This window comes from Paracoccus sp. SMMA_5_TC (genome assembly GCF_009696685.2).
Lineage (GTDB): Bacteria > Pseudomonadota > Alphaproteobacteria > Rhodobacterales > Rhodobacteraceae > Paracoccus.
The window spans coordinates 224,327-248,930 of the sequence record NZ_CP102355.1; the positions used below are offsets into that span (position 1 = coordinate 224,327).

25 protein-coding genes are annotated in these 24,604 nt (G+C 66.6%); 8 read left to right on the top strand and 17 right to left on the bottom strand.

The genetic code is table 11. The annotated features are described in order from the left end of the window. Position 1: 1 nt before the first annotated feature. Both GB880_RS01130 and GB880_RS01135 read right to left on the bottom strand, forming a co-directional pair. Positions 2 to 1,468: a GumC family protein gene (locus GB880_RS01130; protein WP_154493800.1), complete on the bottom strand. Its 1,467-nt coding sequence runs from the start codon at positions 1,466 to 1,468 to the stop codon at positions 2 to 4. 57 nt (positions 1,469 to 1,525) lie between these two features. Further along, positions 1,526 to 2,173, bottom strand: coding sequence for a chromosome partitioning protein (locus tag GB880_RS01135; protein ID WP_263467228.1), 648 nt, complete (start codon positions 2,171 to 2,173; stop codon positions 1,526 to 1,528). A 180-nt stretch (positions 2,174 to 2,353) separates the two neighbouring features. Here GB880_RS01135 and GB880_RS01140 point away from each other — a divergent pair, with 180 nt between their 5' ends. After that, positions 2,354 to 3,247 carry a glycosyltransferase gene (locus GB880_RS01140; protein WP_154550641.1) on the top strand — a complete coding sequence of 298 codons (894 nt, stop codon included), beginning with the start codon at positions 2,354 to 2,356 and terminating at the stop codon, positions 3,245 to 3,247. Here GB880_RS01140 and GB880_RS01145 read toward each other — a convergent pair. Then, the gene (locus tag GB880_RS01145) at positions 3,244 to 6,060 is read right to left on the bottom strand and encodes a glutamine-synthetase adenylyltransferase (RefSeq protein WP_263467229.1); all 2,817 of its coding nucleotides are present in this window, start codon (positions 6,058 to 6,060) and stop codon (positions 3,244 to 3,246) included. The genes GB880_RS01140 and GB880_RS01145 overlap by 4 nt on opposite strands. A gap of 211 nt (positions 6,061 to 6,271) precedes the next feature. On the opposite strand from GB880_RS01145, the gene GB880_RS01150 reads away from it, so the two are divergent. From GB880_RS01150 to ilvN, 3 genes are all read left to right on the top strand, one after another. Then, positions 6,272 to 7,105, top strand: a complete 834-nt coding sequence (locus tag GB880_RS01150; RefSeq protein ID WP_154493426.1) for an arginyltransferase — start codon at positions 6,272 to 6,274, stop codon at positions 7,103 to 7,105. Positions 7,106 to 7,267: 162 nt separating this feature from the next. Continuing rightward, entirely contained in the window at positions 7,268 to 9,022 is a 1,755-nt protein-coding gene (locus GB880_RS01155) for an acetolactate synthase 3 large subunit (RefSeq protein ID WP_154493424.1), read from the top strand. 18 nt (positions 9,023 to 9,040) lie between these two features. Continuing rightward, complete coding sequence (ilvN, locus tag GB880_RS01160; RefSeq protein WP_154493422.1) at positions 9,041 to 9,601, top strand: acetolactate synthase small subunit; 561 nt, start codon at positions 9,041 to 9,043, stop codon at positions 9,599 to 9,601. A 6-nt stretch (positions 9,602 to 9,607) separates the two neighbouring features. On the opposite strand, the gene GB880_RS01165 is transcribed toward ilvN, so the two are convergent. Both GB880_RS01165 and GB880_RS01170 read right to left on the bottom strand, forming a co-directional pair. Then, the gene (locus tag GB880_RS01165) at positions 9,608 to 9,946 is read right to left on the bottom strand and encodes a hypothetical protein (RefSeq protein ID WP_154493420.1); all 339 of its coding nucleotides are present in this window, start codon (positions 9,944 to 9,946) and stop codon (positions 9,608 to 9,610) included. Between the two features lie 250 nt (positions 9,947 to 10,196). Further along, entirely contained in the window at positions 10,197 to 10,943 is a 747-nt protein-coding gene (locus GB880_RS01170; protein ID WP_154493418.1) for a M48 family metalloprotease, read from the bottom strand. A gap of 118 nt (positions 10,944 to 11,061) precedes the next feature. Between GB880_RS01170 and GB880_RS01175 the strand changes: the two genes are divergently transcribed. Then, complete coding sequence (locus GB880_RS01175; RefSeq protein ID WP_154493416.1) at positions 11,062 to 11,313, top strand: hypothetical protein; 252 nt, start codon at positions 11,062 to 11,064, stop codon at positions 11,311 to 11,313. On the opposite strand, the gene GB880_RS01180 is transcribed toward GB880_RS01175, so the two are convergent. Continuing rightward, positions 11,292 to 11,558, bottom strand: a complete 267-nt coding sequence (locus GB880_RS01180; RefSeq protein WP_154493414.1) for a DUF167 domain-containing protein — start codon at positions 11,556 to 11,558, stop codon at positions 11,292 to 11,294. The two genes, GB880_RS01175 and GB880_RS01180, sit on opposite strands and share 22 nt — an antisense overlap. Positions 11,559 to 11,664: 106 nt before the next feature. Here GB880_RS01180 and GB880_RS01185 point away from each other — a divergent pair, with 106 nt between their 5' ends. Then, positions 11,665 to 12,234 (top strand): nitroreductase family protein, encoded by a 570-nt coding sequence (locus GB880_RS01185; RefSeq protein WP_263467230.1) that lies wholly within the window; start codon positions 11,665 to 11,667, stop codon positions 12,232 to 12,234. Continuing rightward, complete coding sequence (locus GB880_RS01190) at positions 12,231 to 12,932, top strand: EI24 domain-containing protein (RefSeq protein WP_154493412.1); 702 nt, start codon at positions 12,231 to 12,233, stop codon at positions 12,930 to 12,932. The genes GB880_RS01185 and GB880_RS01190 overlap by 4 nt, the downstream gene beginning before the upstream one ends. Here the strand turns inward: GB880_RS01190 and GB880_RS01195 are convergent. Next, complete coding sequence (locus GB880_RS01195; RefSeq protein WP_154493410.1) at positions 12,898 to 13,158, bottom strand: DUF1467 family protein; 261 nt, start codon at positions 13,156 to 13,158, stop codon at positions 12,898 to 12,900. The genes GB880_RS01190 and GB880_RS01195 overlap by 35 nt on opposite strands. Continuing rightward, complete coding sequence (mce, locus tag GB880_RS01200; RefSeq protein ID WP_154493408.1) at positions 13,158 to 13,562, bottom strand: methylmalonyl-CoA epimerase; 405 nt, start codon at positions 13,560 to 13,562, stop codon at positions 13,158 to 13,160. The genes GB880_RS01195 and mce overlap by 1 nt, the downstream gene beginning before the upstream one ends. Positions 13,563 to 13,701: 139 nt before the next feature. Here mce and GB880_RS01205 point away from each other — a divergent pair, with 139 nt between their 5' ends. Then, complete coding sequence (locus GB880_RS01205; RefSeq protein ID WP_154493406.1) at positions 13,702 to 14,424, top strand: response regulator; 723 nt, start codon at positions 13,702 to 13,704, stop codon at positions 14,422 to 14,424. A gap of 18 nt (positions 14,425 to 14,442) precedes the next feature. Here the strand turns inward: GB880_RS01205 and GB880_RS01210 are convergent, their stop codons facing one another. From GB880_RS01210 to GB880_RS01250, 9 genes are all read right to left on the bottom strand, one after another. Continuing rightward, positions 14,443 to 15,144, bottom strand: coding sequence for a GNAT family N-acetyltransferase (locus tag GB880_RS01210; RefSeq protein WP_154493404.1), 702 nt, complete (start codon positions 15,142 to 15,144; stop codon positions 14,443 to 14,445). 22 nt (positions 15,145 to 15,166) lie between these two features. Further along, positions 15,167 to 16,339 (bottom strand): DUF1501 domain-containing protein, encoded by a 1,173-nt coding sequence (locus tag GB880_RS01215; protein WP_154493402.1) that lies wholly within the window; start codon positions 16,337 to 16,339, stop codon positions 15,167 to 15,169. Between the two features lie 13 nt (positions 16,340 to 16,352). Further along, positions 16,353 to 17,708, bottom strand: coding sequence for a DUF1800 domain-containing protein (locus GB880_RS01220; RefSeq protein WP_154493400.1), 1,356 nt, complete (start codon positions 17,706 to 17,708; stop codon positions 16,353 to 16,355). Between the two features lie 100 nt (positions 17,709 to 17,808). Then, entirely contained in the window at positions 17,809 to 19,587 is a 1,779-nt protein-coding gene (gene aspS, locus GB880_RS01225; protein WP_154493398.1) for an aspartate--tRNA ligase, read from the bottom strand. A gap of 61 nt (positions 19,588 to 19,648) precedes the next feature. Continuing rightward, positions 19,649 to 20,314, bottom strand: coding sequence for a CPBP family glutamic-type intramembrane protease (locus GB880_RS01230; protein WP_263467231.1), 666 nt, complete (start codon positions 20,312 to 20,314; stop codon positions 19,649 to 19,651). Next, positions 20,281 to 21,066 carry a glycoside hydrolase family 25 protein gene (locus GB880_RS01235; protein ID WP_154493396.1) on the bottom strand — a complete coding sequence of 262 codons (786 nt, stop codon included), beginning with the start codon at positions 21,064 to 21,066 and terminating at the stop codon, positions 20,281 to 20,283. The genes GB880_RS01230 and GB880_RS01235 overlap by 34 nt, the downstream gene beginning before the upstream one ends. 197 nt (positions 21,067 to 21,263) lie before the next feature. Then, the gene (locus GB880_RS01240; protein WP_154550579.1) at positions 21,264 to 22,670 is read right to left on the bottom strand and encodes a PepSY-associated TM helix domain-containing protein; all 1,407 of its coding nucleotides are present in this window, start codon (positions 22,668 to 22,670) and stop codon (positions 21,264 to 21,266) included. A 29-nt stretch (positions 22,671 to 22,699) separates the two neighbouring features. Then, positions 22,700 to 23,098 (bottom strand): hypothetical protein, encoded by a 399-nt coding sequence (locus tag GB880_RS01245; protein WP_154493394.1) that lies wholly within the window; start codon positions 23,096 to 23,098, stop codon positions 22,700 to 22,702. A 51-nt stretch (positions 23,099 to 23,149) separates the two neighbouring features. Next, positions 23,150 to 24,538, bottom strand: coding sequence for an FAD-binding oxidoreductase (locus GB880_RS01250; RefSeq protein ID WP_154493392.1), 1,389 nt, complete (start codon positions 24,536 to 24,538; stop codon positions 23,150 to 23,152). Between the last annotated feature and the right edge of the window lie 66 nt (positions 24,539 to 24,604).

Sequence of the window (24,604 nt, forward strand, 5' to 3'; positions counted from 1 at the left end):
CTCAGCCCATCCCGTCGGTGGGTAGCGGCACCACCGCGGGCGAGGGCAGACCGGGGATCATCCCCAGCATCCAGAGGGCCGCCAGCAGACCGAACACCACCAATGCCGCGACATAGATCAACCGCAGCCGCTGACGACGGAAATCCGCTTCGGACCAGCGATAGGGCAAAGAGATCACCGGCCGCGTTCCCGTGGCCCGCGCGAATTGTTCGCTGCGCCGCAGAACCGGATTCAGCATTTCCAGCAGCAGCGCCACCCCCAGGGAAAGCGCACCGCTGGCCCCGACCCCCAGAACCGCCATTTTCTTGCGGTTCGACAAGGCGGGATATTCCGGCGGCAGCGCAGGTTCCAGCACCACGAACCGTTCGGTCTGATCGTTGTCCATCAGCAGCTGCTGGGTTTCCACCTGCGCAAGCTGGCGGGAAATTTCGGCATAGCGATCCTGCAGGCGGCGCTGTTCGCGGGTCATCGCCTCCAGCTCGCGCGCGACCAGCGCACCTTGCGCCCGGGCGCGATCGATCTCGTCCCGACGGGCCTGGACATCGGATTTCTGTTTCTGCAGATCGGCCAGTTGCCGGTCGATCAGTTCCATCTGTCGACGCACGACGTCGGAACCTCCGCTGCCTGCCCCGCTGTTCAACCGGTCGAGCGTATCCTGCAGCCGCTTGATTTCGGGATGATCCGGCGCAAGCGTGCGACGCGCCTGGGCCAGTTCGACCTCGGCCGAGCGGATTTGCTGCACCAGCGTGGCCGAGGGGCGCGTCTCCGGGCCACCCCCGGCCTCGAGCGAAAGCCTTTCCCGCTGCAAGGTCATCACGTCGCGGTCGATGGTCGCCTCGGTCGCGGTCAACTGCGTCAACTCTGTCTGCAGATACTCTTGCGAGGTGGGCAGAGCATCCTGGTTACGGGTGCTGAACTCGACGATCTTGCGGTCCTGTTGGGACAGTTGCTCGTTCAGACGACGCTCTTCCTCGCGCAGGTAGTCCTGCGATTCCAGGATACGCCGGCTGCGGTTTTCACGGTCGCGATTGACCACGCTGTCCGCAAAGTCATTGGCCAGCGCCGCCGCCATGGTCGGGGTTTCGGCCGTCGAGGTGATGACGATGGCCGCAAGCGACATCCGGCTATCGACCGACACACCCGGGGCGGTAATGCTCTCGATGCGGGTCGAGGCGCGCAGAGCAGCGATTTTCTGGCTTTCGCTCAGCCCGGGGTTGTCCTCGAACAGGTTCATCCGATCGATCACTTCCAGCAGGTTGGCACGTGCCATCAGGCGCTGTTCGATCAACTGCACCCGACGCGAGGCCGGCAGGGAACTGTCGTTGCCTTGGTCGATGGCCGCGGGCACATCCAGCTGGATCACCGCCGAGGCCTGGTAGATACGCGGCGACGAGACGATCAGATACAGCGCGATCAGCACGCCCAGCACGGCAATTGTCATCACCAGCGGCAATCGCCGCCAGATCATCGAGATCAGATCCTGAACGGATTTAATCGGTCCCAATTCGTCACCCTGCCTGCTGCGTCAATCTTCGGACTGGTTCAGAACCACACCCATGACCGGGGGCATGCCGGTCAGCAGCCGCTCGGCCTCTTTCATGTGCGCGGCCGTCCCGCGACGGCCATCGGCAACCAGCAGGATGGCATCGGCCAGCGGCAGTGCGGCCAGCGCCGCATCCTCGGCCAGAAGCGCGGCCGTGTCGTATATGACGATGTCGGCCGGTTGCGCCTGCTGCAATTCGGCCAGGGCCTGGGACAGGCTTTCATCCTGAAGCATTTCCGCGGCGTCGGGCTCGGCGCCTTCGGGGGCCAGAACGCGCAGATTGGGCGCCTCGGCCACGGCGCTGACCAGCCTGGCCAGGCCTTTGCCCGACCCCAGGCAGGCCGAGACCGGGCCCGACCCCGTGACGCCCAGTTCCCCCGCAACCCCGGGCTTCCCCAGATCGAGGTCGATCAGCGTCACCCGTGTGTGCGGCTGACGCGCCAGCGCCAGGGCAAGGTTCACGGCGACGAATGTGCCCCCTGCCCCGCGCGTGACCGGAACCACCGCCAGGCGCGACCAGCCGCGGCTGCGCATCTCGCGCAGGATGCGCGTGCGCAGCAGGGCAAAGCGCTGGGCAATCACCTGGGCGTGCTTGGCGTCTGCTGCCGCCAACCCGGCCGCACGTCGCACCAGTCTGCTGGAAACCTGCGCTTGCGCGCCATTTTCCGCCGGCGCGCGGGGTTCAAGGGGGGCATGGTCGCTTGCCGGTGTCACAGCTGTGGCCTCTCTGCCGCTGACAAGTTTTCGCCGCCCCTGCAGGCGGCGTTGCGCCGATGACTTCCATCGACGGCTCATGGTAGCTTCCGCGCCATGAGCCCCACAACCCCAAACCCGCCCGATCACGACAATGCGCCGCATTTCGGCGCCCAACCCCGTGCCCAAGGCTGCAGTATCATCCTGCCCGCGCATGACGAGGCCGCGTATATCGGCGATTGCCTGCATCATGTTCTGGCCCAGGACTATCAGGGCGCCCTGCAGGTGATCGTGGTGGCCAACGGCTGCCGCGACGACACCGCGGCGCGGGCGCGGGCGCGGGCAGGCGATTTTGCGGCTCGCGGCTGGCAGTTGCAGGTCGAGGAACTGGCCCAGGGCGGCAAGATCGGTGCCCTGAACCATGGCGATGCCTGCGCGGTTGCCGGTATCCGCATCTATCTGGATGCCGATATCCGCATGGGGCCACGACTGCTGTCGGGCCTGCATCGGGTTCTGGACACGGATGTGCCGCGTTACGCCGGTGGGCGGCTGCGCGTGACCCCGGCCCGCAGCCGGGTGTCGCGCGCCTACGCCCGCTTCTGGCAGCGGCTGCCCTTTGTCGCGCAAGGCGTGACCGGGGCCGGACTGTTTGCGGTCAATGCCGCCGGCCGCGCCCGCTGGGGGGCGTTTCCGGCAGTGATTTCGGACGACACCTTTGCGCGGCTGCAATTCGCCGAATCCGAGCGTTTCCTGGTCGACGAACCCTATGACTGGCCGCTGGCCGAAGGGTTTGCCACCCTGGTGCGGGTGCGTCGGCGTCAGGACAACGGCGTGGCCGAGATTGCCCGGCTGTTTCCCGACCTGCCGGCGCGCCAGGGCCATGTGCGCCCGACGCGGGGCGAAGTGTTGCGCCTGGCGGCCGCCGATCCGCTGGGCTTTGCCGCCTATGCCAGTGTCGCGCTGGCCGTGCGGCTGGGCCGCAACCGGCAGGGCTGGGCGCGCGGACGCTAGAGCGCCGCCGCGTTCTGGCCTGCGCCCGCCAGCGCCGAATCGATCAGATCGCCAGCCTCGGCGACCGTGGCGGCAAGGCGCTGCGCCAGATCGTCAAGGCTTTCGGCGCCGGTTTCCCGCAGCAGGAATGCCTGCCCGCCCTCGCCCAGGCTTTCCATGTCCAGCGGCCGATCGGTCAGCAGCCGCGCCGCGCATTGCAGGTTCCACAGAAAGCGGCGCGCGGATGCCAGCCGTTCAGCGGCAGGCCGCGCGATCAGCCCGGCGCGCGGACCGGCGCGCAGCTGCGCCGCCACCCCCCGCGCCGCGGAGCCCGCGCGCAGGGCAAGGCTTTGCGCCAGCAATTCGATATCCTGCAGCCGGCCACGCCCGATCTTGCCTTCCCACGCGCCATCGGGGGCCTTGGCGGCAAAGATGCGCGCGCGCATCTCGGCCAGGTCGGGCAGAACGCGCGGATCGCCGCCGCGCGCCTGCAGGATCTCGACGCGCAGCGCCTCGACCTCGGCCGCAAGCTGGACGCCGTGATCGCCGCACAGCCCGACCACCCGTGCGCGCGTCAGCGCCAGATGCTCCCAAGTCCAGGCTTCGGTCATCTGATAGTCCCGGAACCCCTGCACCGAGGTCGCCACCGGCCCCTGCCGCCCCGAGGGGCGCAGCCGCATGTCCACCTCGTAAAGACGGCCGGCGGCGGTCGGCGCCGACAGCGCGGTGATCAGCGCCTGGGTCAGCCGCGCATAATAGCTGCGCGTGGCCAGCGGCTTGGTGCCCTCGGAGGTCTCTTGCCCGGCGGCGTCATAGATCACGATCAGATCAAGGTCCGAGCCGGCATTGAGCTGCCGCGCCCCCAGCGAGCCCATGCCCAGCACCACCGCACCCCGCCCCGGCGGCGGACCGTGGCGGCGGGAAAATTCGGCGGAGACCACCGGAAACAGCGCCGCCACCACGCTATCGGCAATATCGGCATATTGCCCGCCGGCCTCTTCGGCGCCGATCAGCGCGCGCAGGTGATGCACGCCGATGCGAAACTGCCATTCATGCGCCCAGCGCCGGGCCGCATCCAGCGCCCGCTCATAGCCGCCCGCCGGCGCCGCAAGCGCTGTATCGATGCTGTGGTCGAGATGACGGCGCAGTTCCTCGGACCCCGGCCAGGGCGAAAAGAAACTGCCGCCCAGCACCGCGTCCAGCACCTCGGGATGCTGCCCCAGATAGGCCGCAAGCCCCGGCGAGGTGGCGCAGATGTCGACGATCAGGTCGATCAGCTGCGGGTTGGCCTCGAACAGGGAAAACAGCTGCACCCCGGCCGGCAGGCCCGCCAGAAAGGTGTCAAAGCGTGCCAGCGCCTCGCCCGCATGGGCGGCGGCGGTCAGGCGGGTCAGCAGCTCCGGCTCGATGCGGGAAAAGACCTCGCGCCCGCGTTGCGAGCGCAGCGCCGGATAGCTGCGCCAGCGTTCGACCAGCGCCTCGGCCTCGGGCGACAACGCCGGGCGGGCGCGTTGTTCGCCGGGGGCAAAGAAATCGCCGGTCAGCGCCTCGACCCGGGCCAGGCGGCCTGCCAGCCGTTCGGCCCAGGCATCGGCATCGGCCTGTCCCGACAGCAGCGCGATGGTGCGCACACCCTCGGGGGTGGCGGGCACGGCATGGGTCTGGGCGTCGTTCACCATCTGGATGCGGTGTTCGATCTCGCGGTGTTCGCGATAATGCGCGGTCAGTTCCTCGGCCACCTCGGGCGGCACCCAGCCCTTGCGGGCCAGCTGGGCCAGCCCCTCGACGGTGCCGCGCGCGCGCAGGTCGGGATCACGGCCGCCGGCGATCAGTTGCCGGGTCTGGGTGAAGAATTCGATCTCGCGGATGCCGCCCTGACCCAGCTTCATGTCATGGCCGGGCACCTCGATCCGGCCGTGCAGCCCCTTGTGCCGCCGGATGCGCAGCCGCATGTCATGGGCATCCTGGATGGCGGCGAAATCCAGATGCCGCCGCCAGACAAAGGGCGTCAGCTCGCGCAGGAAGCGTTCCCCCGCCGCCAGGTCGCCGCCACAGGGCCGCGCCTTGATATAGGCGCTGCGTTCCCATGTGCGCCCCTCGGCCTCGTAATAGGCCAGCGCCGCCGAGAACGAGATGCAGACCGGCGTGACCGAGGCATCGGGCCGCAGCCGCAGGTCGGTGCGGAACACGTAACCCTGATCGGTATTGTCCGACAAGGTGGCCGCCGCCCGCCGGGTGGCGCGGATCAGGCAGGCGCGGGCCTCGTGCTGGTCGTCGGCAGCATAGGCGCTGTCGTCGTAAAGCACGATCAGGTCGATGTCCGAGGAATAGTTCAGCTCGGCCGCGCCCATCTTGCCCATGGCCAGCGCGACGATGCCGCCGGCATCGGCAGCGGTGGGCGGCAGCTTGCCGCGGGCAAGCTCGGCCGCCACATGCACGCGCAGCGCCAGATCGGTGGCGCGGTCGGCCAGATCGGTCAGCGCGCCGGTCACCTGCTCGAGCCGCCAGACCCCGCCCAGATCGGCCAGCGCCGTCCACAGCGCCACCCGCCGCTTGGCCCGGCGCAGCGCGGGGCCAAGCACGTCGGCCGTCAGCGCCTCGAACCCGGCGGTCTCGCGGGCCACGACATTCTCATGATCCTGATGGCTCAGGGCCTCGCCCAGCCAGTCGGCCTCGCGCTGGATCAGCCCGGCCAGATAGGGACTTGACCCTGCCGCGCCGCGGATCAGATCGCCCAGGCGCGGGTCGGAAATGCCCGTCGCCTGCCAGGCTGACAGCCCGCGGTCAGGGTCGGCGGCAAGTGGCAGGCGGGTGATGCGGGCAGCGAAATCCATGTCGAAACCCTAACCGCAGCAAGGCCAAGGTCAATGCCGCCCGACAGATCGCCGAGACACAAATCTTAGTCTTTTCGCCGCTTGGCCTGCGCCACAACTGTTGCTAGGCTTTGTCACGACGCGACCACGGACAGCCAAAGCGTGCCCAGATGACCCACCGACCGCACCCGCGCCCCTGCGTGCTGTGCCCGGAGAGCCGGGGACGCGATTGATGCGCCACAGCTTGCCCCACGCGCCGCAGTTCTATGTGACGGCCCCCCAGCCATGTCCCTATCTGCACGGTCGCGCGGAACGCAAGCTGTTCACCGCCCTGGCCGGCAGCGGCGCCAGCGAACTGAACAATGCCCTGTCGCGGCAGGGGTTCAGACGTTCGCAGAACGTGCTGTATCGGCCCAGTTGCGAAAGCTGCGTTGCCTGCATGTCGGCCCGGATCCGGGTGGCGGATTTCCAGCCCTCGCGCACGCAGCGGCGAATCCTGCGCCGGAATGGTCATCTGCGACGCCTCGCCACCAGCGCCTGGGCGACCGAGGAACAATACGACCTGTTCCGCGCCTATCTGGATCAGCGCCACGCCGATGGCGGCATGGCCGACATGGACATCTTCGAATTCGCGGCCATGATCGAGGAAACGCCGGTGCGCACCCGGGTCATGGAATATCGCACGCCGCAGGCCCCGCAGCTGGATCCGGCGGCGGACCGGCTGATGGCGGTATGCCTGACCGACGTGCTGGATGACGGGCTCAGCCTTGTCTACAGCTTCTATGACACGGCCGATGCCTCTGCCAGTCTGGGCACCTATGTCATTCTGGATCACATCGAACTGGCCCGCGCCGCCGGCCTGCCCTTTGTCTATCTGGGCTATTGGGTGCCGGGCAGCCGCAAGATGGAATACAAGGCCCGCTTTTCGGCGCTGGAGATCTACAAGGGCGGGGTCTGGCAGCCGATGGGCGACCCCAAGCTGCACAGTTCCGACATCCATCCGCTGTCGATCGATCCCATTGTCGAACAGGTGGCGCGCATCACCCTGCCGCAAATGCGCGGCTGATTGCGCAATGAACGCAGTTTCGGAAATATAATTTCAATAATTCGTTCCATCCGGTCATTTTCTTGGACAATCGCCATTGACCATCGCCGCGCGCGCAAATAGTTTCCCGCGACGCGGCGCAGCATTGCCCGCCGCAAGATGATACAGAGATGGAGAATCGGCATGTCCCGACAGATGACGGGTGCAAGAATGGTTATCGAAGCCCTGCGCGATCAGGGTGTCGATACGGTATTCGGCTATCCGGGCGGGGCGGTGCTGCCGATCTATGACGAACTATTCCAGCAGAACGACATCAAGCACATCCTGGTGCGCCATGAGCAGGGTGCTGTGCACATGGCCGAAGGCTATGCCCGCGCCACCGGCAAGCCGGGGGTTGTGCTGGTGACCTCGGGGCCGGGGGCGACCAATGCGGTCACCGGGCTGACCGATGCGTTGATGGATTCGATCCCCATCGTCACCCTGACCGGCCAGGTTCCCACCTTCCTGATCGGCACCGACGGCTTTCAAGAGGCCGACACGGTCGGGATTACCCGGCCGTGCACCAAGCACAACTGGCTGGTGAAGGACACCGACGAGCTGGCGGCAACCATTCACAAGGCCTTTCATATCGCCACTTCCGGCAGGCCGGGGCCGGTGTTGATCGACATTCCCAAGGATGTGCAGTTTGCCACCGGCGAATATGTCGGGCCGCAGGAAATCCAGACCCCCAGCTATCAGCCGGCACGCCAGGGCGATACCGCCACCATCACCCGCCTGGTCGAGTTGATGGAAACCGCCCAGCGCCCGATCTTCTATACCGGGGGCGGGGTAATCAACTCCGGCCCTCGCGCCAGTCAGCTGCTGCGCGACCTGGCCGAGGCGACGGGGTTCCCGGTGACCTCTACCCTGATGGGGCTGGGGGCCTATCCTGCCTCTGGCAAGCTCTGGATCGGGATGCTGGGGATGCATGGCCTCTACGAGGCGAACATGGCCATGCATGACTGCGATCTGATGATTGCGGTGGGGGCACGGTTCGATGACCGCATCACCGGTCGCGTCGCCGACTTCAGCCCCGGTTCGATCAAGGCGCAGATCGACATCGATCCCAGTTCGATCAACAAGGTGATCCACGTCGATCTGCCCATTGTCGGTGATGTGGCCCATGTCCTGGAACAGATGCTGGAAATCTGGCAGGCCCGCGGTCGGCGCACCAATAGCGAGGCGGTGGCCCGATGGTGGCAACAGATCGCACAATGGCAGGCACGCAAATGTCTGGCCTATCGCAACTCTGACCAGGTGATAAAACCGCAATATGCGCTGGAACGGCTGCAGGCGCTGACAGCCGATCGCAACCCCTATATCGCCACCGAGGTGGGGCAGCATCAGATGTGGGCGGCGCAATTCCTGCGCTTTGAGGATCCCAATCACTGGATGACCTCGGGCGGGCTGGGAACCATGGGCTATGGCCTGCCCGCCTCGATCGGCGCACAGATCGCGCACCCCGACGCCTTGGTCATCAACGTCGCAGGCGAAGCCAGCTGGCTGATGAACATGCAGGAAATGGGCACGGCGGTTCAGTTCCGCGCGCCGGTCAAGCAGTTCATCCTGAACAACGAACGCCTTGGCATGGTTCGGCAGTGGCAGCAATTGCTGCATGGCGAACGCTATAGCCAAAGCTGGTCCGAAAGCCTGCCCGACTTCGTCAAGCTGGCCGAAGCTTTCGGCTGCGGCGGCCGCACGGTCTCGGACCCGGCCGAGCTGGACGACGCGATCCGCGAGATGCTGGAATACGACGGCCCGTTCATCCTGGATGTGCTGGTCGAAAAGCACGAAAACTGCTTTCCGATGATTCCGTCGGGCAAACCGCACAACGAAATGCTGCTGGGCGAGGCATCGACCGAGGGCGCCATCACCGGCGCCGGCGCGGCGCTGGTCTGACAGACAGGGAACAGGAAAATGGCAGCTTTGAACATCCAGAAGGGCGCGTCCAGCCATTCGGCCTATGATCTGCGCGATCCGAACACGCAGGCGATCGAATCGCACACGCTGGCTGTATTGGTGGATAACGAGGCCGGGGTTCTGGCCCGGGTCATCGGCCTGTTTTCCGGGCGCGGCTACAACATCGACAGTCTGACCGTGGCCGAGGTGGACCACCTGGGCCACCGCTCGCGCATCACCATTGTCACCCGCGGCACGCCGGCGGTCATCGAGCAGATCAAGGCCCAGCTGGGGCGCATCGTCCCCGTGCACGAGGTTCACGACCTGACGGTCGAGGGACCACGGGTCGAGCGGGAACTGGGACTGTTCAAGGTCGCGGGCAAGGGGGACAAGCGGGTCGAGGCCTTGCGGATCGCCGAGATTTTCCGCGCCAGCGTGGTGGATTCGACCCTGGAAAGCTTTGTGTTCGAGATTACCGGCACCCCCGAAAAACTGGATGCCTTTGCCGAACTGATGCGGCCGCTTGGGCTGGCGGATCAGGCTCGAACCGGGGTAGCCGCCCTCGCCCGCGGCATCTGAACGCGATCAGCCGGCCGCCGCGACCTTCAGCGGGGGCCGGTATTCCGGCTCTCCGCCCGGAATGACGCGCAGCACCGGCCGGTTGTCGGTGCTTTTCTCGCTCATGCTGCGCAGCAGCCCGGGCAATTCGGGACGACGGTTGCCGTCCACCACATGCACCGCACGCGCGTGACGCAACCCGTCCAGCATTTCAACCTCAAGCTCGACCAGATCCCCCGCCTCGGGCCATGCCGCGGCGGTCATCAGATCCTCGGTGCCCTTCAGATAGGCCAGGGCGCCATGATCCTCGCACCAGATCACGGCCTTTTGTCTGGCCGGACTGCTCCACAGAATGACGCCGATCATGAAAGCTCCTAAAACAACCATCCGAAAATGCGGATGCGCTCAACCCAGACCGGAAACTATCGGCAGGTTCTCGCCTATGAAAGAAGATTCGCGCATCTGGATACAATTTGACGTTGCGTCGGATGGCTGAACCTAACTTTTTATACAGGCCGATGCGCGCTAGGACCAAGTTTTGCTGAATTGCACGCGGCCGATCCATGGCCGGGCGCGGCAAGGCCGATGCAAAGCTGCAACAGCCTTGGCCGGTGACCTAGCGCACAAGCCCCGCGCGGTAATCGGCAACTGCCCGTGACACCTGATTCATGCGCGCGGCCCGCGACGGGTGTGTGCCCAGGATCTTGTCACCGGGATCGGGGATCCGGGCAAAGAACAATGCGCCTCTCTCGGGGTCATAACCCGCATTAAGCGCGATGATCGCGCCCAGATAATCGGCCTCAAGTTCCCAGTCCTTGGAATAGTATCTTGCGCCGAACTGGGCACCGAAATCCTGCGCGCTGCGAATAGCCTCGGGGTTGCCGCCGTAGGCGCTTGCGAGACCGCCCAGAATCACCGCCCCCATCGTCGCTGCGCTGGTCTTGCGGTTGATGTGGCCAAGGATGTGATGGCTGGCCTCGTGTCCGACGACAAAGGCCAGTTCGTCGGCGTTGCGTGCCTCGCCGATCAGCGACAGGGTAAATCCGATGATCGGGCGCCCCGTGGCATCGACGGTCTGAAACGCGTTCGGCTCCAACCCTGGCCGGTCATCGACGACAAACTGGAAATCGCAGCTGATTGGCTGGGTGCGGCGGGCAGCACATTCGCGTTCGACCATCGGCTCCATCCGGTTGATGACCGAAATGAACGATCGTGCCGAGGCCTGCGCAGGTGTCGGGGCAACATCTGGCCGAACAGCCGTCGGCAGCGGACGGTTACCCGAGGCCGGCGGTGTTTCCGGCACCACGACACAGCCGGCCAATGCCAGCACGATGATCGACGCAGCCTGCCAGATCCGGATCATGCCATCCCCCGCGTTTTGCGCCACTGTAGCCATGGGGGCAGCGCGGCGCAAAGCCCTGCACTTGTCCGCCGACGACTATCACGCGATTGTTGAAGAAAGCTGAAGCGAAAGGATCGTGATGTTTACCATCGAGCACGAATTTGACGCCACGATCATCACCCTGATCGACGAACTGCCCGCGGGTGCCGGCGCCAGCCGTCCCTTGAACGAGGATGTCGTGATCCAAAGCTTCGACGACCGGGTGGTGATCGAGCAGTTCGATCCCGACACCGGCGAGCTGGCGCAGATCGTGATGACCATCGAACAGCTCGAAGAGCTGCGGGCGGCGCTGAACCTGCCGGAAGGGAATTACCGGCTCGACCGCGGCTGATCGAGGCGGAACAGCTTGTCCCGCGCAGAGGTACCGCGCAGCAGTGTCAGACGCGAAGGCGCCACGCCCAGAGCCTTGGCCAGCAGACGGACCACCGCATCATTGGCCTGCCCGTCATGCGCCGGGGCGGTGACCATGACCCGCAAACCGCGGTCATCGCAGATCACGGCATTGCGCCGGGCCCGCGGCGTCACCCGCACCCGGAATTGCCCGCCCGGGGCCACGAGGTCTTGCAGATCGTTCATGGCGCGATCAAGGTCGGCGGCGGCGAAAAAATCAACCCTGTGCCTTGGCGTCAGCGGCAGTCGGTGATTATCTGCCACGGACTGCAACATCCAGAACAATATCTTCATGCCCGCCCCAGACAACGCTGCCCTGTCCTTTCTGCGTAACCGTCGTTCGCACCCGCCCAAGCTGCTGCGCGGTCCGGCCCCTGATCGGGCGCAGCTGCTGGATCTGTTGACCTTGGCGGCGCGCGCCCCCGATCACGGCAAGCTGGAGCCCTGGCGTTTCGTGGTGCTGGAACGTGCCGCGCTGGACCGGCTGGCACCGGTGCTGGCCGATCACGTCGCGCAGAACGGCGGCGATGCGGCGGCAGTCGAAAAGGCCCGCAGCGCCTTTGCATCACCCGTCATCGTGGCGGTGGTCTTTTCTCCGGTGGACAGCCCCAAGATTCCGCAATCGGAACAGTTCCTGTCGACCGGCGCGGTCTGTCTGGGGCTGGTCAATGCCGCGCTGGCCGCGGGCTATGGCGCGGCCTGGCTGACCGGCCCGGCGGCGCAGCCCGATTTCGCCCGCGCCCATCTGGGTGTGGGCGCCAGCGAACAGGTCGCCGGCCTGATCCACATCGGCCATAGCGACAGCGCCCCGCCGGACCGCCCGCGTCCCGACATCGCGGCCAAGACGCTGTTCCTGTCATGATCCTGCGCGCGCTGATCCTGGCTTGGGGGGATCTTTTGCGCCCGCGGATCTTTCGCGTCGTGCTGTTGGGCGTTGCCTTGACCCTTCTGCTGTTCGTGGCGCTGCAAGCCGCAGCCTTCTGGGCCATACGCAGCTTCGCCCCCGACGCGCTGATGCTGCCCTGGGTGGGCGAAGTGCCGGTGGCGGCGCTGTTGTCCTGGAGTTCGCTGCTGCTGTTTCCGGTCATGAGCATCCTGCTGATGGCCCCTGTGGCCGCCGGATTCTCGGGACTGTTTGCCGAACAGGTGGCCGAAGCGGTCGAAGCCAGCCATTATCCGGCCAGGCAAGGCCTGCCGCTGCCCTTCTGGGAAGGATTGGGCGAATCGGCTGCGGTAATGGGGGCGGTGATTGCGGTGACGCTCGTCACCCTGATGCTGACGCCCTTTCTGGGACCGCTGGCATCGGTGCTGTTCTATGGCGGCAACGGCTGGCTTCTGGGGCGCGAATTCTTTCAGATGGCGGCCCGACGCCACCTGCACGCGCCGCAGGCGCATGCGCTGCGCCGGGTCATGGCGGCACAGGTCACCGGCCTTGGGGTGCTGATCGCGCTGCTGTTGACGGTTCCGGTGCTGAATATCCTGGTGCCGGTGCTGGCGGCGGCGGGCTTTACCCACCTTTACCATCTCAGCGCGTCCACGCCTCGAGATCGGCGCGTGTAATGACATCCGCCAGGATGATATAGGCGATTCCGGCCCACAGCAGCGCGGAAATCAAGGTCGCCCACAGCATCTTGCGGCGCAATTGCGGCTCGTGCGGGGCGCCTGCCGGTGTGCCTGGTGTGACCTGCCCCACATCGGCCTGGCTTTTCTGGCCGATCGGCAGCAGCACGAACAGCACCAGAAACCACAGCACCGAATACAGCACGATTCCCCCGGTCAGGCTCATCAGACCTGCTCCAGTTCGATCAGGCAGCCGTTGAAATCCTTGGGGTGCAGGAACAGCACGGGCTTGCCATGGGCGCCGATCTTGGGTTCGCCGTTCCCCAGGACACGGGCGCCTTCGGCCTTGAGCCGGTCGCGCGCGGCCAGGATATCCTCGACCTCGAAACACATGTGATGGATGCCGCCGGCAGGGTTCTTGTCCAGAAAGCCCTGGATAGGGCTGTTTTCACCCAGCGGATAAAGAAGTTCGACCTTGGTGTTGGGCAGTTCGATGAACACCACGGTCACACCGTGATCCGGCTCGTCCTGCGGCGCACCGACGCGCGCGCCCAGCGTGTTGGCGTATTGCGCCGCAGCCGCATCCAGGTCTGGCACGGCGATGGCGACATGGTTCAAGCGTCCGATCATGGCGTCCTCCTGTTCTCTGCGATGTTCTAGGGCGTTGCGCGGGCGAGGGGAAGGAAAACCCGGCGGCGTTAACCAGTTCTTAGCTGCTTCGGGGCAGGCTTGGGTTACCGGATGTGATTCTCAGGTCAGGATTTTAACGATGACGGAACAGCACCCTATCGAAACTGGCGCCCTGCCCGGCTGGCGGGTGACCCTGCCCCAGCGGCCGTTGACCGGCCTGACAATCCTGGTGGTCGAGGATTCGCGCATCGCGTCCGAGGCCGTGCGCCTGCTGTGCCTGCGTTCGGGTGCCCGCATCCGCCGCGCCGACAGCGTGCGCGCCGCGCTGCGCCATCTGCAGGCCTATCGTCCCGGCGCGGTGCTGGTCGACATGGGGCTGCCCGATGGCGATGGCGCGGGGGTGATCGCGACATTGGCCCAGGCACGCCCGCGGGTGCCCGCGATCCTGGGAATTTCGGGCGATCCGGGCAATCGCGACGCGGCGCTGGCCGCAGGGGCCGACGGTTTTCTGGCCAAGCCGATCGAAAGCCTGGCAGTATTTCAGCAGGCGATCCTGGCAGCGATGCCGGCAGAGTGTCAGCCGGTTGGACCGCGCCCTTTGCCCGACGATGTGATCGCGGCCGACCGGGACGCGCTGCGCGATGATCTGGCGCATGTGGCAGATGTGCTTGCCAACGCCGACGACACCGGCGCCATCGATTACATTGCCCGCTTTCTGGCCGGCGTCGCCCGTTCTGCGCATGACCGCCCGCTTGAAGAAGCCGCCGCAGCGCTCGCGCGCGATTACAGCGCGGGTCGGGCGCTGGCCGCCGATCTGGTCCGCATCAGCGGCATGGTGCACGACCGCCTTGCCCGGGCCTGAGCGCGGGCCGGCGGTTGCCTACGCACGGTCACCGCCCGCCGCCGCGATCACCTCGGAGAGGCGGCGGCGCTGCTGCCCCGTGGCGTCGAAGTTCTGCGGCTCCAACCAGTCACGATGCGCACGACCCATGCGTGGCCAGTCGCGGTCCAGCATCGCAAACCATGCGGTGTCGCGGTTGCGCCCCTTGTAGATCATGTGCTGGCGAAATACGCCCTCGAAACTGAAGCCATAGCGCAGCGCCGCCCGGCGCGAAGGCGCGTTCAGCGCATCGCATTTCCATTCCACCCGGCGATAGCCCGCGCCAAAGGCCCAGCCCAGCATCAGCGAAATCGCCTCGGTCACGGCGGGGCTGCGTTGCAGCGCGGGCGCGATCTGGATATGGCCGATCTCGATCACACCGTTTGCGCGATCGATGCGCATGAAGGCTGCCAGCCCGCCGACCCTGCCGCTGTGCTGCGCCCGCAGCGCGTAGAAACACGGATCGGACAGCGATGCCATTTCCGCCTGCCAGGCGCGATAGCCCTGCAAGTCGTCGAAGGGGCCATAGCCCAGGTAATCCCACAGCCAGTCATGGCCGCTGTTGGCCGCGAACAGGTCGGGGGCATGGGCATCGGGGCTAAGACGCTCCAGGGTGACATGCCGGCCAGGGATACTCGTCGGACCGGGCCCGGGCGGCGGGGTGAAATCGGGCACGGCCGGCCCCAGGGGACGTTCTGTCATCGTGGCCTTCGCGGTGTGACGTTCAGGCCAGAATGCGCGGATCAGGCCCCAGATCAAGCCCGGGAAAGATGCTGTCCTCAATCGCCCTGGCCTCGATCCCGAACAGACCGCGCATCGCCCAGCCGGCATAGGCGCGAATGTCGCGGGTCGGCATCAGGTCGCGCCCGGCATAAAGCTGGCCCTCGTCCAGGCCAGGCCAGTCGCCAAAGGCGCGCCCGCCCCTTAGCGCGCCCCCCGCCATCAGCAGCGCCCCGCCGGTGCCGTGATCGGTCCCGCCCGATCCGTTTTCCCGCACCGTGCGGCCGAATTCGGTCATCGCCAGCACCAGCGTGCGACCCCAGTTGTCACCCAGCCCCTGATGCAGCGCCAGAATTGCCGCCGACAGCCGGTCCAGCGCCCGACCCAGCACATTGGCCTGGGCGGCGTGACTGTCAAAGCCACCCAGCGAAAAGGCGGCGATGCGGCTGGCGCCGTTGAGGCGGCTGGCGGCAAATGCGCCCAGGGCCTGGGCATCGCCGGTGGGGCCGGTCATCCGTCCCATGCCGGGCGTCTCGGCCCCGATCTCGACCGCCTCGCGCGCGGCATCGCGAAACAGCGGATCGGCATGATAGACGTGGTCGAGCAACCGCTGCGCCTGCGGCGACAGGCTGAGCGCGGCGCGTGGCGCCCAGCTGAGATGCGCCGCACGGCCGGCCAGAATGGTCATCTGTTCGACACCCACGGAATAGGCGGTTTCGGCGGTGGCGCCGGGCAACACCTGCAACATGCGGTTGAGCCACCCGCCCACACGCCGGTCGATCGGCACATCGTTGCCGGTCCCGGCCTCGAGCATATCCTGACCGTCGAAATGGCTGCGTTTGTCGCGGTAGGGGGTCGAAACCGCCTGCGCAAAGCCAAGCTCGCCCGCCCGCCACAGGGGCAGCAAGGGGGCCAGGCGCGGATGCAGCGCGTAAAATCCGTCCAGATCCGTGGCGCCCTGCTGCGGACCGCCGGATAGCTGGCGGCGCAATTGCCGCAGCATCGGGTCGCCATAGGGCTGGAACACGTCCAGCCCATCCATCGCCCCGCGCAGGATGATGACCACCAGCCGGTTGTCCGATGGCAGCGCCGCGAAGGTCATCGTGTTCAGCAGCGGATGCGCCGCCGCCGAACAGCCCAGAACGGCCGCCCCGCGCAGAAACTGGCGTCTGTCCATGATCCCTGCCCCCTTATCGTCGATTGAAATCGGCCGAGGCCAGCACCAGGGCCACCCCTTCGGCAGCGCTTTCGGCGCGTGGCACCGCCCAGGACAGTTCCGCCGATTGCGTGCCACCCAGCGCGGTTGCCACCAGCGCCCGCGGGTCGGGCAATTCGTCCAGCAGCAGTCGCGGCACCCGCAAGGCCCAGTTGATCCGTGCCGCCAGCATCTGCGGCGCGATCCAGGATTGCGCGCGTTCGGGCCAGCCGTCGGGCCCCTTGGGCTGGCCCCAGGGTTGGCCCATCGCAGCCAGGGGCTGCATCAGCGCCCGGCGCAGCAGCCCCTGATCCAGCGCCGAAACCTGCGCCCCGGTAACGCCCAGCGCCCGCAACCCCGCCGCCAACAGATCGAGCGGCTGGCGCACCTTGTGCCGCAGGGTCGCGGGCAGCGCCGGATGCGTCACCAGCACCTCATGGACCACGGGCAACGCGCCGCCGCTGTCCTGCCACGCCGCCGTCAGCGCCTGCACCAGATCCTCGGGCGGGTCATCGGCGACGAAATGCACCGCCAGCTTGCGCGACAGGTGCCGGGCCGTTTCCGGCCGTCGGGCAATATCGCGCAGGGCGGAATGGATATCGGCCAGGTTGGGGCGGCCGCCGCCATAGCTGCGCCCCAGCACGGTTTCGGCACCCGGCTCGGCCCATTGCGGCCGAAACACGAAGCCCTCGCGCAGGTCATAGCTGAGCCCGGTCAGCAGTTCCGCCAGTTGCCGCACATCCGCCTGGCTGTAGGCGGCGCCCACGCCCAGCGAATGCAACTCCAGCGCCTCGCGGGCCAGGTTCTCGTTCAGCCCCAGCCCCGGACGGCGGCGGGCAAACGGGGAATTGGGCCCGCGACTGGTGATCTGGTCCAGATAGACCAGCATCATCGGATGGGTTTCGGCGGCGACGAACATGTCCTCGAACCGGCCGTTCAGATGCGGGCGGATCGCCTCATCCTGAAAGGCCAGCGCCAGGGCAAAGCGCGCCACCCCCATCGGCCGGACGGTGAAATGATCGCACCAGAATTGCACCAGCCTTTCGCCAAAGCCGCAAGGCGCGTCCAGCGCCCGCGCCAGCCGGCGGCGCAGATCCTGTTCGGGCAGCACGTTCAGCGCGGCGCGCGCCTCGGCGAAATCGGGGCTTTCCAGATCCTGGGCGCGCAGCTGCTGGGCCTGTTGCAGCCGCGCGGCCATCTGCGTAGCCCGTTCGGTGGTCATCGCATCGGTGCCGGGCCCGGACAGGGCCGGTTCGGCCAGCACCGCGCGGGCATCGGCCGGCGGCGGCCAATGCGGCGACAGGCCATAGCCCAGCCGAATTGCCGCCACCTCCGCAAAGCCGAAGCCCATGCCCATCATCCCTGCCGCGATGTTCCTGTCGGCGCCAGCTTATGCGATGGCGCAGGAAAGGTCAGATCACGCTTGCTTCAGCGCAGGCCGGGCGCGGGGGTCAGTCGCGCGGCAGCACCCGCAGCCGCAGGTCGCGCAGCTGTTCGTTCGTCGGTTCGCTCGGCGCGCCCATCATCAGATCCTCGGCCCGCTGGTTCATCGGGAACATGATGACCTCGCGGATGTTCACCTCATCGGCCAGCAGCATCACGATGCGGTCGATGCCGGCCGCGCAACCGCCATGGGGCGGCGCGCCATAGCGGAAGGCCTTGACCATGCCGCCGAAGCGCTTTTCCACCTCGTCCCTGCCATAGCCGGCCAGTTCAAAGGCCTTGAACATCACATCGGGGCGATGGTTGCGGATGGCGCCCGAAATCAGCTCATAGCCGTTGCAGGCCAGGTCATACTGATACCCCTTGATGTCCAAGGGGTTCTGCGTCTCGAGCGCCTCCAGCCCGCCCTGCGGCATCGAGAACGGGTTGTGCGAGAAGTCGATCTTGCCGTCCTCGCCCTTTTCATACATCGGGAAATCGACGATCCAGGCGAACTTGAACTGGTTCTCGACGGTCAGGCCCAGTTCGCGGCCGATCTCGTTGCGGGCCCGGCCGGCGACGGCCTCGAAGGTCTCGGGCTTGCCGCCCAGAAAGAACACGGCATCGCCCTCGCCCAGGCCCAGCTGCTGGCGGATCGCCTCGGTCTTGTCATGGCCCAGGGCCTTGGCGATGGGGCCTGCGGCCTCGGTGCTGCCGTCATCGCCCTTGCGCCAGAAGATATAGCCCATGCCCGGCAGGCCCTGCGCCTGCGCGAAGGCGTTCATGCGGTCGGCGAACTTGCGGCTGCCGCCGGTGGGCGCAGGGATGGCGCGGACCTGGTTGCCATCCTGTTCCAGCAGCTTGGCAAAGATTGCAAAACCCGAGCCGCGGAAATGTTCGCTGACGTCCTGCATCTCGATCGGGTTGCGCAGGTCGGGCTTGTCGCTGCCGTATTTCAGCATCGCCTCGGCATAGGGAATCCGCGGCCAGTCGGCATCGACCGGACGGCCGCCGCCGAATTCCTCGAACAGGCCCTGGATCACCGGCTGCACGGTGGCAAAGACATCCTCCTGCTCGACAAAGGACATCTCGAGGTCGAGCTGGTAGAAATCGGTGGGCGAGCGGTCGGCGCGCGGATCCTCGTCGCGGAAGCAGGGGGCGATCTGGAAATACTTGTCGAAGCCCGCGACCATGATCAGCTGCTTGAACTGCTGCGGTGCCTGCGGCAGGGCATAGAACTTGCCCGGATGCAGGCGCGAGGGCACCAGGAAGTCGCGCGCGCCTTCGGGGCTGGAGGCGGTGATGATCGGCGTCTGGAATTCGGTAAAGCCCGCATCCCACATGCGGTTGCGGATCGAGCGGATCACCCGCGACCGCAGCATGATGTTGTTGTGCAGCGACTCGCGCCGCAGGTCGAGGAAGCGATAGGTCAGGCGCGTTTCCTCGGGGTAGTCCTGATCGCCGAACACCGGCAGCGGCAGGTCGTCGGACGGGCCCAGCACCTCGGTATCTGTCGCATAGACCTCGATCTCGCCGGTGGGCAGCTTGGGATTGACCAGGCTGGGATCGCGCAGCTTGACCTTGCCGTCGATGCGGATGACGGTTTCGGCCCGCAACCGCTCCAGGGCCGGAAACGCCGGGCTGTCGCCGTCGGCGATCACCTGGGTGATGCCGTAATGGTCCCGCAGGTCGATGAACAGCACGCCGCCATGGTCGCGGACGCGGTGGACCCAGCCGGACAGACGGACCTCGGACCCGGCGGCAGCGGCGGTCAGCTCGCCGCAGGTATGGCTGCGATAGGCGCTCATCATCATTCCCCTTGCGTATCAGGCCACGCATGAAGCGCGTGCGTGGGGGGAAGTCAAGCGATCAGAACGGGCGCACCACGTTGCCGCTGTAGAAATAGACGCCCATGCCCACCGCAAACAGCGTGTTGCCGGCGATGGCGTGCAGCGCCCAGGCGGCGGGAAAGCCGCGCGTGACATAGGCGCGGGCAAAGACCCAGCCACCGACAAAGGTAAAGGCCGCCACCACCCAGGACCAATACATCAGATGGGCAAAGGCGAAAACCGCCGCATTCAGCAGCAGCGCCCCCTGCCCGCGCGGCAGGATGGGGCCGTAACGGTGAAAGAACAGCGGCCGAAAGATCAGCTCCTGCGGCAATGCCGACAGCAGCGGATAGAGGCTCCAGATCAGCAGCAAGAATTGCGGGCGGTGGCGCGGGATCTGAAAGATCGCCTCGGGCCGCGTCCACCACAGGATCGCCAGCCCCGAGACCAGCGTCACCATCACCAGCACGCCTGCCTCGCCCCATGGGATGCGACGCCATCCCCGCAGCAACCCCCGCCAGTCGAAACCGCCCGTTGCCCACAGCAGCCCCAGCCCCGCCAGGCTGAACAGCGCCAGCGCCTGAAACAGCATTCGCGGCGGCAGGAACAGCGCCATGGCCAGCGGCGCGCCCAGATACAGCGCCGCGAATTCCAGCCGCAGCCGCAGCACGCCTATTGCAGCCTCCGCGCCAGCCAGCGCCGCCACTCGGCCGTCGATCCGGCGAACACGTTCAGATCGACATTCCCGCTGATGCCGGGGACGATGCCGGTGCCGGTATATTGCCAGAAACTGTAGCGCTGGCCCGGATAGACGATGCGCGGATGCCCGGCGACTGAACGCAGCCAGAATTCCTCGGGCCATGAGGCCAGGTTGTTGTCGCGATAGAAGTCGACGGTGGTGTAGATGATCGGCCGCTGACCGTAGTATTGATGCAGGATGTCCTTGAATATCTTGGCCTCGCGCAGGATCTCGTGCGAGGGCGGCCGCCGGGGACAGGTTTTCGACGGTGTCCATTCCAGATCGATGACCGGCGGCATGGCGCCGCGCTCGCGCGGAACGTTGGCGATGAACCAGGCGGCCTGCTCCTGCCCGGTGCGGCAGAAATAGAAATAGTGATAGGCCCCACGAGGAATGCGGGCCTGGGCGGCCTCATACCAGTAACGGCGGAAGTTGGGATCCGCCCAGTCGCCGCCCTCGGTCGCCTTGATGAAGGCAAAGCTGACCCCCGAGGCGCGCACCCGCGCCCAGTCGATATTGCCCTGATAGCGGGAAATGTCGATCCCATGAACAGGGTGGTCATAGGGATGCCCGCCGACCCATGGGTGCGGTGCCGAATCGCCGAATTTCGGTCCCAGGCCCTGCCCCGCCATCACCACGCGCTGCTGGCTGGGTCCGCCACCGCAGGCCACCAGCGCCAGCAGCGCCCCGATTGCAACAATCCTGCCCAGAATCTTCATCTCTGCCCTCTGCCCGCGCGTCCTTGCCGACGCCTTCCGTTCTTATCGCAGCCCGGCGCGGCAAAGTCACGCCGGCGTGACTATCACGAATATGTCAGCCTGTCGCCGCGTCGTGGCCTTGGACAGAGCAGCGGCGAAACCCCTGCAAGACAGGGGTTTCGCGAGTCGCTTTGCCCCGCGCAACGCGGCGTTCAGGATCAGGACAGTGCCTGCCGCAAGGCGGGGAACTGCCGCAGCAGCAGGCGGTCAAGCAGCATTGCCGCCAGGATCGCGGCCCCGCCCAGCGGAAACGCCAGGCCCAGCAGCAGCAGGAGCGCCGTCAACCCCTTCGGGGTCGCAGCATCCGCTGCGCGCGGCGGTGCTGCAAGCCGACCGACCGCCTGCGGTCGCCGTCGCCACCACATCACCACACCCGAAACGGAAACCACGATAACCGAAATGCAGAACAGGCTGTTCAACACCAGGTTCCACAGGCCCAGATCGCCTTCGTGAAAGGCGATGCCCCAAGCCATCGCCTTGGCATAAGTGGAATAATCGTCATAGCGGATGTCTGCGAGAACGCGCCCGCTATGGCGATCGATATGCAGCGTGCGATCGGCGCCCGGATCCGGGCCATCGTTCGACATGCTGTCGTGGCTGATGGTCCAGACTCCGCTGTCGTCCTTGGGCAGGTTGATCTGATAACGGCCCTGAAATCCTAGCCCGGCGGCAAGCTCGGCGACCTTGTCGATATCGACCTTGCCCGTGATCGCCGGCTGCCCCGCAAGCGAGCCGGAAACCGGCAGCGGCGTCTGCTCCAGAGCCCAGGGCACTTCATGGGCGGCACCGTGATTCATCGCCGCATGGGTCTGTGAGGCGGAAACCGGCACGTCATCCCATTTCTGCGCCGGAAAGCTGGACCAGGCCTGAACGAACTTTCCGCCCCAGATGCCTGCCCAGCTCAGCCCCGACAGCAGGAATAGCAGCAGCAATGCCGAAATCCAGAATCCCGTTACCCCATGCAATGACTTCCAGAAACTGCGACCGCGCGCGGAAAGGCGCGGCATCAGGGCGTTGCGCCAGTCGCCGGCTTGCCGTGGCCAATGCAGATAAAGCCCGCTCGCGATCAGCAGGATGCCAAGGCTTGCGGCGATTTCGATCAAGCGGTCGCCAAACGTGCCGATCAGCAAGCTGCCATGGATCTCCGAGGCCAGGTCATACCATCCCGCGCGCCAGGGAAAACTGTGCAGCACCTCGGCCGTATATGGGTTCAGGGCCACGCCCACGCGCCCCTGCGGCCCATCGACCACGAAAGCGGCCACCCGGTCGGCGGCCAGCGGTGCCAGATACTGCACCGCCTGTCCGCCTGGAACCGCGACCTCGGCGGCGACCTGCAAACGGCTGACCGGCAGCGGTGTTCCTGCCGGCACCACCGCCATGCGTTCGGACCCTGTCCCGGCCACCCAGGAGATCCACAGCATGACCAACCCGGTCACGGCCAGCATGATCAGAAAGGGTATCACATAAAGGCCGGCGTAGAAGTGCCAGCGCCAGACAAGGAAGTGGTATTTGCGGACGCCACGCGCCGCCTGCGGGGCGGCAAGCCCCGTCGAACTGACTGTCATGTTTCATTTTCCTGCGAGTGATGTTGCGATCAGCGAACGTCGTGTCCCGCAGGGGGTGCACGGGCAAGGAACAGGGCGTGGGGCGCCTTGTCCGCCTGCCTGCGCCGCATGACCGCACGGACCCGCATGCGCAGCCGCACCGTGACGAAGGGCAACCGCCCAAGCCCCGCCAGCATGGCGGGGATATGCGCCACGGCCCAGGGGCAGTCATCGGGCCGCGCACCAGCGGGTTCGGGCTTGACCGGCTCCAGGGTCCGGGCATCGACCGTCTGGCGGATGATCCCGTGATCGGAGCAGATCACCAGCGTGACGGTCTGACCGATCCGCACCGGCATCACGCCATCGGACAGCATCGACAGCAGCGCGAACGGCAGCAGGCCGGCCCATAGCGCCAACCTTCGCAAGACCTGTGTCGAATGCATGCTCATGTTCCGCCCTTGGCACAAGGGTCAGCCCGCGTTCAACAGGATTTCGCAGCCCTAGGATTGCAGGGCTTCGTCGGGGATCAGCTTCCCGGGGTTCAGGATGTTTCCCGGGTCGAGGGCGCGCTTGATCGCGGCCATCACATCCAGCGCCTCGCCGTGCTGTGCAGCCATCAGCGGCCGCTTGCCCACGCCGATGCCATGTTCGCCGGTGATGGTGCCGCCGACGGCCAGGGCACGTTCGGCCATGCGGGTGGCGACGCGCTTGGCCGCGGCCAGTTCTTCGGCGTTGCCCGGCATCACCAGCAGCTGGGCATGGAAATTGCCGTCGCCGACATGGCCGATCATCGGCCCCAGCAGGCCTTCGTCGCGGATGTCGCGGGCCGCATCGGCGACCGCCTGCGGCAGGTGCGACATCGGCACGCAGACATCGGTGACAACCGCCGTCGCCCCCGGCCGCAGCGCCAGGCAGGACCGATAGGCACCGTGGCGCATTTTCCACAGCGCCGCCCGATCCTGCGGCGTGGTCGCCCAGTCGAAACCGGTGCCGCCGAAATCCTCGGCCAGCGCGCCAAAGGCCTGGGCATCGGCCTGGACCGAGGCAGGCGTGCCGTGGAACTCGACCATCAGATGCGGCGCCTCGGGCATCGCCGTCCCCGAAGCGCGGTTGAAGGCGCGCACGACATCCGCGTCGATGAATTCGATCCGGGCCATGGGAATGGCAGACTGGATGGTGGCGGTCACGCATTCCACCGCCTGCTCCAGCGTGTCGAAGCCGCAGACCGCAGCGGCCACCTCTTCGGGCTGGCCGTGCAGCCGCAGGGTCAGTTCGGTGATGATCCCCAGCGTGCCCTCGGCCCCCACGAACAGACCGGTCAGGTCATAACCGGCACTGGATTTCGCCGCCCGGGTTCCGGTGCGGATCACCCGACCGTCGGCCAGCACCACCTCGAGCGCCAGGATATTGTCGCGCATGGTGCCATAGCGCACCGCCGTGGTGCCGCTGGCGCGGGTCGAGGCCATTCCCCCCAGGCTGGCATTAGCGCCCGGATCCACGGGGAAGAACAGCCCCGTGGCCCGCAATTCCTGGTTCAACGCCTCGCGCGTGACGCCGGGCTGAACGCTTGCCTGCAGATCCTCGGCCCGGATCTCCAGCACCCGATCCATGCGCGCCATGTCCAGCACCAGCCCGCCGTGATAGGCCAGCGCCTGCCCTTCCAGCGATGTGCCCGCCCCCCATCCCAGCACCGGCACGCGATGGGCATTGCAGATCGCCATGATGGCTGCAACCTCGGCGGTGGTTTCCGGCCATGCCACCGCATCGGGCGGCGGCGCGCGATGATAGGCCTCGGACTGGGCATGCAGGTCGCGATCGCCCCCCCGGGTGGAAAAACGCGCGCCCAGCAGATTGCTCAGGGCTTCTGCGGCAGTGGGATCTAGGGGCATCGGGAACCTCGGTCGTTGGAACGGCGACAACTTAGTCTGCCAAGGCGACCGGGAACAAGCCAGAGG